Consider the following 11,986-nt stretch of genomic DNA (forward strand, 5'->3'; position numbering starts at 1 on the left):
ACGGAAGCGGACGGAAGCACCCCGCCCCACTGACCCCACCCCGCCGAAAACGCGAGGACGCGCGAACGCGAGGACGCGAGGACGCGAGGACGCGAGGACGCGAACGAGGACGCGACAAGGCCCGCCCCCCGAAGGGGACGGGCCTTGTCGTTCAGCTCAGCTCAGCTCGCTCTCGCACCGGGGCGCGGAGCGTGACGCGCTGTTGCGATCAGCTCTGGCCGCCGGCCAGCTTCTCGCGCAGGGCAGCCAGGGCCTCGTCCGACGCCAGGGCGCCAGAGGTCTCGTCCGCACCCTCGGAGGAGTACGAACCACCGGAGATACCGGCACCGCCACCGGCGTTGCCACCGGCGGCCGGGGCGGCAGCGCCCTCGGCAGCAGCGGCCTCGTCGGCCTCGCGGCTCTTGATGACCTGAGCCTGGTGCTGCTCGAAGCGGACCTGCGCCTCGGCGTACTGGCGCTCCCACGTCTCGCGCTGGGTGTCGAAGCCCTCGAGCCAGTCGTTGGTCTCGGGGTCGAAGCCCTCGGGGTAGATGTAGTTGCCCTGGTCGTCGTAGGACGCGGCCATGCCGTACAGGGTCGGGTCGAACTCGACCGACGCCGGGTCGGCACCGAAGGACTCGTTGGCCTGCTTCAGCGACAGCGAGATCCGGCGACGCTCGAGGTCGATGTCGATGACCTTGACGAAGATCTCGTCGTTGACCTGGACGACCTGCTCCGGGATCTCCACGTGGCGCTCGGCCAGCTCGGAGATGTGGACCAGACCCTCGATGCCCTCGTCCACGCGGACGAACGCACCGAACGGAACCAGCTTGGTGACCTTACCCGGGACGACCTGGCCGATCTGGTGGGTCCGGGCGAACTGCTGCCACGGGTCCTCCTGCGTCGCCTTCAGCGACAGGGAGACGCGCTCGCGGTCCATGTCCACGTCGAGAACCTCGACGGTGACTTCCTGGCCGACCTCGACAACCTCGGACGGGTGGTCGATGTGCTTCCAGGACAGCTCGGAGACGTGCACGAGACCGTCGACGCCACCCAGGTCCACGAAGGCACCGAAGTTGACGATCGAGGAAACGACGCCGGAGCGGACCTGACCCTTCTGCAGGGTGGTGAGGAACGTCTGGCGAACCTCGGACTGGGTCTGCTCGAGCCAGGCACGGCGGGACAGGACCACGTTGTTGCGGTTCTTGTCCAGCTCGATGATCTTCGCCTCGAGCTCCTTGCCCACGTAGGGCTGGAGGTCGCGGACGCGACGCATCTCGACGAGAGAGGCCGGCAGGAAGCCGCGGAGGCCGATGTCGAGGATGAGACCACCCTTGACGACCTCGATGACGGTACCGGTGACGATGCCGTCTTCTTCCTTGATCTTCTCGATCGTGCCCCAGGCACGCTCGTACTGAGCGCGCTTCTTGGACAGGATCAGACGGCCTTCCTTGTCCTCCTTCTGGAGAACCAGGGCCTCGATCTCGTCGCCGACCTTGACGACCTCGTTCGGGTCGACGTCGTGCTTGATCGAGAGCTCGCGGCTCGGGATCACGCCTTCCGTCTTGTAACCGATGTCGAGGAGAACCTCGTCCCGGTCCACCTTGACGATGACGCCGTCGACGATGTCGCCGTCGTTGAAGTACTTGATCGTCTCGTCGATCGCCGCGAGGAACGCGTCCGCGTCGCCGATGTCGTTGACCGCTACCTGCGGAGGGGTGGTGGCGGTGGTCTCGGTGCTGCTCGTCATGTGGGAAAGGGCTCCGGTTACGGACAGAAAGTCGTAGGTACTGCTACGCCGGGAGCCCTTATCGGCATCTGCCGAAGCCGGACAGCCAAGGAAGCCCGAATCCGCAGAAGCGGTAGGGCCTCGAAAACCGAGGGGACATCAACAGAAGCAAGCGCAGCCTGCTAGGTCTGAGGAGCACAGGCTCGCAGCGCAACTTGTAGCATACGGGGGCAGCCCAGCAGGGTCAATGCGCGAAGGCGCACACCCCGGGCGGATCGCCGCATAACCGGCACAATTCGTGTGTGGGCTGGCCCTGATGGGGTTTCCCGACGAATGTGCGGACCTCCGCGGAGGTGCGCGGGCGTCGGCAGACGCCCCTGCGGCGACCACGGCAGTCACCCAGACATTCGCAGACTACGACGACGGGCCCCATGAACCAAGAGGACTACGCCCCCGAAGAAGCGCACGGAGCCGGCTCCGCCGCCGAGGACGACGCCGAGGCCACGCGCCGTGACGCGGACGAAGCGGAGAGCAGCCGGGCGAGCCGGGGCTGGTGGGACCGCAACGCCGACGAGTACCAGAGCGAGCACGGCGCGTTCCTGGGCGACGACCGCTTCGTCTGGGGGCCAGAAGGCCTGGACGAGGCCGACGCGGCCCTCCTCGGCCCCGTCGCCTCCCTCAAGGGCAAGGACGTCCTGGAGATCGGCGCCGGCGCCGCCCAGTGCTCGCGCTGGCTGGCCGCCCAGGGCGCCCGCCCCGTGGCCCTGGACCTCTCCCACCGCCAGCTCCAGCACGCCCTGCGCATCGGCGAGGACGTCCCGCTGGTCGAGGCCGACGCCGGCCGGCTCCCCTTCCGCGACGGGTCCTTCGACCTGGCCTGCTCCGCCTACGGGGCCGTCCCCTTCGTCGCGGACCCGGTGAACGTGCTGCGCGAGGTGCGCCGCGTCCTGCGCCCCGGCGGCCGCTTCGTCTTCTCCGTCACCCACCCCATCCGCTGGGCGTTCCCGGACGAGCCCGGCCCGGAGGGGCTGACCGTGGCCGCCTCCTACTTCGACCGGACCCCGTACGTCGAGCAGGACGAGCAGGGCCGCGCCGTCTACGTGGAGCACCACCGCACCGTCGGCGACCGGGTCCGGGACGTGGTCGCGGGCGGGTTCCGCCTGGTGGACCTGGTCGAGCCGGAATGGCCGGAATGGAACGGCCAGGAGTGGGGCGGCTGGTCCCCGCTGCGCGGCAACCTGATCCCCGGCACCGCGATCTTCGTCTGCGAACGGGACTAACGCGTTGATCCGCCAGGCCGACCTCGACTCCCTCCCCGTCCGGGAGGCGGTGCCCGCGCTGGTCGCCGCCCTCGACAGCCATGGCACGGCGGTGCTGTGCGCCCCGCCCGGGACCGGGAAGACCACGCTGGTGCCGCTGGTCCTGGCCGGGCTGACCGGCGGCGGGCCGCGGCGCCGGGTCGTGGTGGCCGAGCCGCGCCGGATCGCGGCCCGGGCGGCGGCGCGGCGGATGGCCTGGCTGCTCGGCGAGGCCGTGGGCGGCTCGGTGGGCTTCACGGTGCGCGGGGAGCGGGTGGTCGGGCCGGGCACGGTGGTGGAGGTCGTGACCACCGGTGTGCTGCTCCAGCGCCTCCAGCGGGACCAGGAGCTGGCCGGGGTGGACGTGGTGATCCTGGACGAGTGCCACGAGCGCCACCTGGACGCGGACACGGTCGCCGCGTTCCTGCTGGACGTACGCGAGACCCTGCGCCCCGAGCTGCGGCTGGTGGCGGCTTCGGCGACGACCGACGCGGCCGGCTGGGCCCGGGTGCTCGGTCAGGGCGGCCAGGGCGGTGCGGCCGGTCAGGGCGGTCAGGCCGGTCAGGGCGGTGCGGCCGGGGCGCCGGTGGTCGAGGCCCCCGGTGTCTCGTACCCGGTGGACGTGGTCTGGGCGCCGCCGGCCCGGCCGGTGCGGCCGCCGCACGGGATGCGGGTGGATCCGGCGCAGCTGGCGCACGTGGCCTCGGTGGTGCGGCGGGCGCTGGCGGAGCGCGAGGGCGACGTCCTGTGCTTCCTGCCCGGCGTCGGTGAGCTCGCCCGGGTCGCCGGGCAGCTGGGCGGGGTGGACGCGGAGGTGCTGCAGATCCACGGCCGGGCCCCGGCGGCGGTCCAGGACGCGGCGCTGACGCCCGCGGAGCACCGCCGGGTGATCCTGGCGACGGCGGTCGCGGAGTCGAGCCTGACCGTGCCGGGGGTACGGGTGGTCGTGGACTCGGGACTGGCCCGCGAGCCCCGCGTGGACCACGCCCGGGGCCTGGGCGCGCTGGCGACGGTACGGGCGTCCCGCGCGGCCGGACGCCAGCGCGCGGGCCGGGCCGGGCGCGAGGCCCCGGGGGCGGTGTACCGCTGCTGGTCGCAGGCCGAGGACGCGCGGCTGACCCCGTTCCCGGCACCGGAGATCCGGATCGCGGACCTGGCGCAGTTCGCGCTCCAGGCGGCCTGCTGGGGCGATCCGGAGGCCGCCGGGCTGGCGCTGCTGGACCCGCCGCCGGCCGGGGCCATGGGCGCGGCCCGGGAGGTGCTGCTGGCGGTGGGCGCGGTGGACTCCGCCGGGCGGCCGACGGCCCGGGGGCTGCGGATGGCCCGGCTGGGGCTGCACCCGCGGCTGGCCCGCGCGCTGCTCGACGGGGCTGCGGTCCTGGGTGCGCGGCGCGCCTCGGAACTGGTGGGCCTGCTGAGCGAGGAGCCCCCGCGCGAGTACGGGGACGACCTGGCCGCGGCCTGGCGGCGGGCGCGGCAGGGCGGCGACGCCTACGCGGCCCGCTGGCGGTCGGAGGTGGGCCGCCTGGAGCGCGCGGCCACCGACCGGGATCGCGGCGGGGCGGGCCGGGGCCGGCTCTCCGACGACGCGGCCGCCGGGCTCGTGGCGGCCCTCGCGTTCCCCGAGCGGGTGGCGCGGGCCAGGGGCGAGGGCGCCTTCCTCATGGCCTCCGGGACCGCGGCCGAGCTCGGTGACGGGTCGCGGCTGCGCAGTGCGCCCTGGCTGGCGGTGGCCGTCGCCGACCGGGCCCCGCACTCCGCGTCCGCCCGGGTCCGCCTCGCCGCGGTGCTGGACGAGGACACCGCCCGCGGCGCCGCCGCGCACCTGCGCTCGGACTCCGAGGAGGTCCGCTGGGAGGCCGGGGACCTGGTGGCCCGCGCGGCCGAGCGGCTCGGGGCGATCGAGCTCGCGGTGCGCCCCCTGAAGAACCCCGACCCGGCGCTGGTGCGGGCCGCGCTGCTCGACGGCCTGCGCGCCGAGGGCCTCGGGCTGCTGCGCTGGTCGCCGGACGCGCGGACGCTACGGGCCCGGGTCGGCTTCCTGCACCGCACGCTGGGCGGCGCGTGGCCCGACGTGGAGGACGACCGGGCGCTCGTGGCGCGGGCCGACGACTGGCTGGAGCCGGAGCTGTCGCGGGCCCGGCGCCGCTCCGACCTCGGCCGGATCGACGCCGGACAGGCCCTGAACCGGCTGCTGCCCTGGGCCACCGGCGAGGCCGCGCGGCTCGACGAGCTGGCTCCCGAGCGGATCGAGGTGCCCAGCGGCTCCCGGATCCGCGTCGACTACACGGGCGGTCAGCCGGTGCTGGCCGTGAAGCTCCAGGAGCTGTTCGGGCTGGCCGAGACGCCCCGGGTGGCGGGGGTGCCCGTACTGGTCCACCTGCTGTCGCCCGCCGGGCGTCCCGCGGCCGTCACCGCCGACCTGGCCTCCTTCTGGCAGGGCGGCTACCGCGCCGTCCGGGCGGAGCTGCGCGGCCGCTACCCCAAGCACCCGTGGCCGCAGGACCCGGCGACCGCCGAGCCCACCCGGCACACCAACGCCCGGCTCAGGCGCTGAGCTCCTCCCCGGGCCGCCGGCCGCGCGCCTCCAGCCACAGCGCGAGCCCGAGGAGCGCGAGCGCGCCGGCCGCCAGGCCCGCGGGTGCGTACGTGTGGAGGGCGAGGACCTTCGTACGGTTCGCCGCGACCAGGTCGAGCGTGTACTTCGCGTAGTCCTCGCGCATCTTCACGTGCCCGGCGAAGACGGTGAGCCTGCCGCCCTCGGCGCCCGCGGCGATGCCGCCGCGCATCTCCTGCTCGATGTCCTGTTCGGCGTTGACGGGCGCCCCGGTCACCGGGTCGACCCAGAACATCACCTTGGCCTGGTACCAGAGGCTGGTGCCCGTCGACTGCTCGAACGTCTTCGGGTCGATGCCCTCGATCGGCATCTTCTTCGGCAGCGAGACCTTGGTCCAGGGGATGGTCTGCTCGAAGTAGTAGACGTCCATGCCCTTGAAGATGCGCGGTCCGACGTAGTGGATGGGCGAGGAGCTGCGGGTCTGCGCGTCGAAGTAGAGGTAGTCGCGGGGCTCGGTGAAGAACGGCCATTTGAACTCGATGCCCTCGCGCCGGACCGGGTCCCCGTCGACCATCTCGCCGGTGGCGTGCACCGGATCCTGGGTGTGGGCGTCGAAGAGGTAGCGCTCGGGGATCTGGGACACCATCTTCCCGTCCGGGCCCATGATGTGGGTGAGGGTGTCCCAGACGACGACGTCCTTGCCGGCGCTCGCCTCGATCTCCTTCGACGCCTCGACGTTGCCCTTGAGGGTCTGGACGATCGTGACCTTGTCGACCTTCTTGGGCTTCATGCCGTCGAAGTAGTCGAGCAGGGTCGCGTCCTTCACCTCCAGGACCATCTCCTGGTACTGCTCCGGCGGGATCTTGGCGAGGCGGGGGTACGCGTACCAGCGCAGCAGGGGTGCGAGGGCCGCGCAGAACACGGCTGCGGCAAGCAGGACGAGGCTCGCTCTGCGTCGCATGGCCGGGCCTCCTCTACTTTCCGGGCGCGGGGGGCGCGGTGGTGAGCAGGGGCTTGGGCGAGGTCTTGCCTTCCGGCACCCCGAACGCCGTGATGGCGAGGACGAGGGCCAGCGCGGCGACCAGCCCGATGGCGGCGGCGACGAGAGCGCGCATGCCGGGCCTCCGGAATCTGATGGGGTGTCAGGGAGGAGGCACCGTAGCAATGCGGGGGTGAGATGAGAACCGCTGTGACTACGGGGTTTCGGTACGGCCCGGAGCGGGTGCGGAGCTCGCCCCGGGGGCGGGCTCCGGGGCCGGGGTGGGCGTGCCGCTGCCCGTCGGCCCGGGCTTCGGGGTGGCGGTGGGGGCCGGCGTGGTCGTCGGGGTCGGGGTCGGGGTGGGGGTGGGCTTCGGGGTCGGCGTAGGCGTGGGAGTGGGCGTGGGAGTGGGCGTGGGAGTGGGCGTGGGAGTGGGCGTGGGAGTGGGCGTGGGCTTAGGAGTCGGGGTAGGGGTCGGGGTAGGCGTGGGAGTCGGCGTGGGGGTGGGCTTCGGGGTCGGCGTGGGGTCGGGCTTCGGGGTGGGCGCGGGGGTGGTCGTCGGAGTCGGCGTCGGCGTGGGGTTCTGCGTCGGCTGGGGCTTCGGCTGCGCGGGCGTCGGCTGCGCGGGCGCCGGCCGGGGAGCCGTCACCGCCGGGGCGGCCGTACCGCCGCCGTCCGGGACCTCGTGTGTCCCCTTGAGGTAGTACGTGAACCAGGACCGCACCGTCCGCAGGTACTCGGCGGACTGGTTGTACGAGAGCACGGCCCGGTCCAGATCCGCGGCCACCCCCAGGTCCCGGCTCCCCGCGCACAGGTAGCGCCCGGCCGCCAGCGCGGCGTCGTACACGTTGTTCGGGTTGCGCCGGCCGTCGCCGTCGCCGTCCTGCCCCCAGGCCGCCCACGTGGACGGGATGAACTGCATCGGACCGACCGCCCGGTCGTACCTGGCGTCCCCGTCGTAGGCCCCGCCGTCGGTGTCGGAGATGTTCGCGAAGCCGTTCCCGTCGAGCACGGGCCCCAGGATCGGCCGCAGCGTGGTGCCCGAGGCGTCCACCCGGCCGCCGCGCGCCTGACCCGACTCGACCTTGCCGATCGCGGCGAGGAGCTGCCAGCGCAGCCCGCATCCGGGGTCGGTATCCGCCACCGTCCGCTCGGCCCGCCGGTACGCCGCGAGCACGCTCGCCGGTATCCCCTGCGCACCCTCGGCGGCGCCCAGGGCCACGGGCTCGGTGCGCGGCGCCCCGGCGGCGGGCGCGGGCGGGTCGGCGGCGGGTGGCGCGTCCTGCGCCGGCAGGAGGACCGCGGGCGGCTCCGGGCTGATCAGCGGCGGGAGTTCGGTGTAGTAGCTGGAGTCCCCGCCCGGGGTGCCGGGCGGGGCGGCCCGCACGCCTTCCTCGCCGGCGGCGGAGATCCGGTCCCCGCTCCCGGCCGCCGGGCCCTGGGAGCCGGTCACGGCGGCGATCACCAGTGCGGACACCACGGCGGCGGCCCCGCCCCTGCGCAGTCCGCCCCACAGCCCTCCGGGCAGCCCTTCGGGCGAACCGCCGGGCAGTCCTGCGCGCGGTCCTGCGTGCCGTCCTCGTCCGAACCGGGCCGATATTCGAGCCGACATGAGCCGAACTCCTCCCCCTCGACGTCCGCGTGACCCTACGTCAGGTGCCTTTCCAAGGCACGGACCTGCGCCCGGATTTCACCAGTTCCCCACGACCCTGCGCAGGTCACGCATACTGTCCGGACCATTCGGGGCGCATTGACCGAAGTAAAGAGCAACCGAAGTGCAGAGCAGCGGCCGGGCGCCGGACGAGCGCGGAAGAGCCGGCGGGACCAGGAGACGTGCATGCCGTTCACCCTCAGCCATGCGGCTGCCGTACTTCCGGCCGTGCGCCGGACCGGCCTGGCCCGCGGGCCGCTCGTCGCCTCGGCCCTGGTCCTCGGCTCCTTCGCGCCGGACACCTTCTACTTCCTCGACGCGATCGTCGGGGGCGTGATGCGGTACGGCGAATTCACGCACTCGGTCCTGGGCGTGCTGACGGCCGACGCCGCGCTCACCGCCGCCCTCACGGCCTGCTGGCTGCTGCTGCGCGAGCCGCTGATCGCGCTGCTGCCGCCCACCTGGCGGGGCAGGACGTACACCTTCGTGCGGGGCGAGCGGTGGCGGCGCGGCCGCCGGCTGCCCTCGCTCGCGCTGTGGTTCTACCTGTCGGCGGTCGCCGGCTCCCTGACCCACGTGGTGTGGGACAGCTTCACGCACCTGGACCGGTGGGGGACCAACGCCCTGCCGGAGCTCGGGGAGCCGCTCGCCTTCGGCCTGCCGCTCTACTCGTACCTCCAGTACGGCACTTCGGCGTTCGCCGCCTGCGCGCTGCTGTGGTTCACGGGGACGGCGCTGCGCGCCCTGCCCGCCTCCGCCGTGCCCGCGTCCGTGCCGGTGCTGGGCCGGGCGGAGGTCTGGGGTGCGGCCGCCCTGGTCGTGGCGTGCGTGGCGGGCGGGGTCACGCTGCGGGTGATCCGCTACTTCACGTTCTTCGACCGGGTCCGTACGCCGCTCGACATCATCCCGACCGTCTGCTTCGGAGCGGGCGGCGGCCTCATCGTGGCGCTGCTGCTGTACGGGGCGCTCGTGCGGCTGCGTCACCGGGGCGAGCGGCACCGCGGCGACGAGGACGCGTCAGCGCCCGTCCCCGTGCTGAGCGGGGACGGGCGCTGACGGGGCCGTACGCGGATCAGTGCGCGGCGGACTCCCAGTCGGGGCCGACGCCCACGGACACGTCCAGCGGGGCGCGGAGCTCCACGGCGGCGGCCATCTCGCGGCGCAGCAGCTCCTCGACCTTCTTCCGCTCGCCGGGGGCGATCTCCAGCACGATTTCGTCGTGGACCTGGAGCAGCATCCGCGACTTCAGCCCGGCCTCGGTGATCGCCTTGTCGACGCGCAGCATCGCCACCTTGACGATGTCGGCGGCGGTGCCCTGGATGGGGGCGTTCAGCGCCATCCGCTCGGCGGCCTCGCGGCGCATCCGGTTGTCGCTGTTGAGGTCGGGCAGGTAGCGGCGGCGGCCCAGCACGGTCTCGGTGTAGCCGGTGGCGCGGGCCTCCTCGACGACGCGCTGGAGGTAGTCCCGCACGCCGCCGAACCGCTCGAAGAAGGTGTCCATCAGGCCGCGGGCCTCGGCCGGCTCGATGCCCAGCTGCTGGGAGAGGCCGAAGGCGGACAGCCCGTACGCCAGGCCGTACGACATCGCCTTGATCTTGCGGCGCATCTCGGCGTCGACCTGGGACCGCTCCACGCCGAACACCTGGGAGGCGACGGTGGTGTGCAGGTCCTCGCCGGTGGCGAACGCCTCGATGAGGCCCTCGTCCTCGGAGAGGTGCGCCATGACGCGCAGCTCGATCTGGCTGTAGTCGGCGGTCATCAGCGACTCGTAGCCCTCGCCGACGACGAAGCCGCGGCGGATCGCCCGGCCCTCGTCGGTGCGCACCGGCACGTTCTGCAGGTTGGGGTCGGTGGAGGACAGCCGGCCGGTGGCGGCGACGGTCTGGCTGAAGCTGGTGTGCACGCGGCCGTCGGCGGCGATGGACTTGACCAGGCCCTCGACGGTGACGCGCAGCTTGGCCTGCTCCCGGTGCCGCAGCATGATCACGGGCAGTTCGTGGTCGGTCTGCGTGGCCAGCCAGGCCAGCGCGTCCGCGTCGGTGGTGTACCCGGTCTTGGTCTTCTTCGTCTTGGGCAGGTCCAGCTCCCCGAAGAACACCTCCTGGAGCTGCTTGGGCGAGCCCAGGTTGAACTCGTGCCCGACGGCGGCGTGCGCCTCCTTCACCGCCTGCTGCACGGCGCCCGCGAACTGCTGCTCCATGCCCTCCAGGTGCTCGCGGTCGGCGGCGATGCCGGCCCGCTCCAGGCGTGCCAGCAGCTCGGAGGTGGGCAGCTCCATGCCGTGCAGCAGCTCTACGGCGCCGACCTCGGCCAGCTTGGCCTCGAACGCGTCGCCCAGGTCCAGGACGGCGCGGGCCTGCGCCATCAGCGCCTCCGCCTCGGCGGTGTCGTCGGCGCCGAACGCCAGCTGGCCGTCGGCCGCGGCGGGCGCCAGCTCCCGGTGCAGGTACTCGTTGGACAGCACGTCCAGCGCGAAGGACCGGCGGCCCGGCTTGACCAGGTACGCGGCGAGGGCGGTGTCCATGGTGACGCCCGCCAGGGTCCAGCCGTGCTCCGGGAAGACCCGCATCAGGCCCTTGGCGTTGTGCACGACCTTCGGCTTCGACGCGTCGGCGGCCCAGGCCGCGAAGGCCCGCTCGTCCGTCTCGTCCAGCTCGGACGGATCGAACCAGGCGGCCGCGCCGCCGGCCGAGGCCAGGGCGATCTCGCTGACGTTGCCCTGGCCGAGCGCCCAGCTGTCTACGGTGGAGACGCCCAGCGGGGCGCCCGCGTGCGCCTCCAGCCACGGCGCGAGCTCGCCCGCGCCCAGCACGGACCCGTCCAGCTCCACACCGGCCGCCGGCGCCGCGGGCTCCTCCTCGGCCGCGCCCGGGTCCACGGCCAGCAGCCGCTCGCGCAGCGAGGCGTTGCGGATCTCCAGCACGTCCAGCACGCCGGTGACGGCGGACCGGTCGTAGGGGGCGCGGACCAGGTCGGCCGGGGTCTTGGGCAGCTCGACGTCCTTGACCATCTCGGTCAGCACCCGGTTGAGCTTGACCGCGTCGAGGTGGTCGCGGAAGTTCTGCCCGGCCTTGCCCTTGACCTCCTCGGCCCGCTCCACCAGCTCCTTGAACGAGCCGAACTGGGTGATCCACTTGGCGGCGGTCTTCTCGCCGACGCCGGGGATGCCCGGGAGGTTGTCGGACGGGTCTCCGCGCAGCGCCGCGAAGTCCGGGTACTGCTGCGGGGTGAGCCCGTACTTCTCCTCCACCTTCTCGGGGGTGAAGCGGGTCAGCTCCGAGACGCCCTTCGTCGGGTAGAGCACGGTGGTGTGCGCGGAGACGAGCTGGAAGGAGTCGCGGTCGCCGGTGACGATCAGCACGTCGAAGCCGAGGGCCTCCGCCTGCGTCGCCAGCGTCGCGATCACGTCGTCGGCCTCGAAGCCGTCGACCGCGAACCGCGGCACCTTCATCGCGTCGAGGAGCTCGCCGATCAGCTCGACCTGCCCCTTGAACTCGTCGGGGGTCTTGGAGCGGTTCGCCTTGTACTCCGGGAACTCCGTCGAGCGCCACGTCTTGCGGGACACGTCGAACGCCACCGCGAAGTGCGTGGGCGCCTCGTCGCGCAGCGTGTTCGCCAGCATCGACGCGAAACCGTAGATGGCGTTGGTCGGCTGGCCCGTCGCGGTGGTGAAGTTCTCCGCGGGCAGCGCGAAGAACGCCCGGTACGCCAGGGAGTGCCCGTCCATGAGCATCAGGCGGGGGCGGTCCGCTGCGGTCGGCTGGTCGGTCTTCTTCGATGCTGAATCTGCCAC

At 73.2% G+C, this 11,986-nt stretch carries 8 protein-coding genes; 3 read left to right on the forward strand and 5 right to left on the reverse strand.

Annotated elements, in window-relative coordinates; genetic code table 11:
- Positions 1-208: 208 nt before the first annotated feature.
- Positions 209-1,729 carry a 30S ribosomal protein S1 gene (rpsA, locus tag ACZ4TG_RS30535; RefSeq protein ID WP_468168763.1) on the reverse strand — a complete coding sequence of 507 codons (1,521 nt, stop codon included), beginning with the start codon at positions 1,727-1,729 and terminating at the stop codon, positions 209-211.
- Positions 1,730-2,139: 410 nt separating this feature from the next.
- On the opposite strand from rpsA, the gene ACZ4TG_RS30540 reads away from it, so the two are divergent.
- Positions 2,140-2,988, forward strand: a complete 849-nt coding sequence (locus ACZ4TG_RS30540; protein ID WP_468168767.1) for a class I SAM-dependent methyltransferase — start codon at positions 2,140-2,142, stop codon at positions 2,986-2,988.
- A 4-nt stretch (positions 2,989-2,992) separates the two neighbouring features.
- Positions 2,993-5,563 carry an ATP-dependent helicase HrpB gene (gene hrpB, locus ACZ4TG_RS30545; RefSeq protein WP_468168770.1) on the forward strand — a complete coding sequence of 857 codons (2,571 nt, stop codon included), beginning with the start codon at positions 2,993-2,995 and terminating at the stop codon, positions 5,561-5,563.
- Here the strand turns inward: hrpB and pgfA are convergent.
- The 3 genes from pgfA to ACZ4TG_RS30560 form a co-directional block, all read right to left on the reverse strand.
- Positions 5,553-6,524 carry a cell envelope lipid trafficking protein PgfA gene (pgfA, locus tag ACZ4TG_RS30550; RefSeq protein WP_468168773.1) on the reverse strand — a complete coding sequence of 324 codons (972 nt, stop codon included), beginning with the start codon at positions 6,522-6,524 and terminating at the stop codon, positions 5,553-5,555. The two genes, hrpB and pgfA, sit on opposite strands and share 11 nt — an antisense overlap.
- A 13-nt stretch (positions 6,525-6,537) precedes the next feature.
- Positions 6,538-6,678: an SPW_0924 family protein gene (locus ACZ4TG_RS30555; RefSeq protein ID WP_468168776.1), complete on the reverse strand. Its 141-nt coding sequence runs from the start codon at positions 6,676-6,678 to the stop codon at positions 6,538-6,540.
- Between the two features lie 78 nt (positions 6,679-6,756).
- Positions 6,757-8,154 carry a lytic transglycosylase domain-containing protein gene (locus ACZ4TG_RS30560; RefSeq protein WP_468168779.1) on the reverse strand — a complete coding sequence of 466 codons (1,398 nt, stop codon included), beginning with the start codon at positions 8,152-8,154 and terminating at the stop codon, positions 6,757-6,759.
- A 225-nt stretch (positions 8,155-8,379) separates the two neighbouring features.
- On the opposite strand from ACZ4TG_RS30560, the gene ACZ4TG_RS30565 reads away from it, so the two are divergent.
- On the forward strand, positions 8,380-9,249 hold the full coding sequence (locus tag ACZ4TG_RS30565) for a DUF4184 family protein (protein ID WP_468168782.1): 870 nt from the start codon (positions 8,380-8,382) through the stop codon (positions 9,247-9,249).
- Positions 9,250-9,265: 16 nt separating this feature from the next.
- Here the strand turns inward: ACZ4TG_RS30565 and polA are convergent, their stop codons facing one another.
- Positions 9,266-11,986, reverse strand: coding sequence for a DNA polymerase I (polA, locus tag ACZ4TG_RS30570; protein ID WP_468168784.1), 2,721 nt, complete (start codon positions 11,984-11,986; stop codon positions 9,266-9,268).

It is taken from the genome of Streptomyces sp. NPDC028314 (genome assembly GCF_055565795.1).

Coding starts and splice junctions, on each gene's coding strand:
- ACZ4TG_RS30555 (WP_468168776.1), bottom strand. CDS start 6,678: ATGCGCGCTCTCGTCGCCGCCGCCATCGGGCTGGTCGCCGCGCTGGCC.
- ACZ4TG_RS30565 (WP_468168782.1), top strand. CDS start 8,380: ATGCCGTTCACCCTCAGCCATGCGGCTGCCGTACTTCCGGCCGTGCGC.
- rpsA (WP_468168763.1), bottom strand. CDS start 1,729: ATGACGAGCAGCACCGAGACCACCGCCACCACCCCTCCGCAGGTAGCG.
- pgfA (WP_468168773.1), bottom strand. CDS start 6,524: ATGCGACGCAGAGCGAGCCTCGTCCTGCTTGCCGCAGCCGTGTTCTGC.
- ACZ4TG_RS30560 (WP_468168779.1), bottom strand. CDS start 8,154: ATGTCGGCTCGAATATCGGCCCGGTTCGGACGAGGACGGCACGCAGGA.
- ACZ4TG_RS30540 (WP_468168767.1), top strand. CDS start 2,140: ATGAACCAAGAGGACTACGCCCCCGAAGAAGCGCACGGAGCCGGCTCC.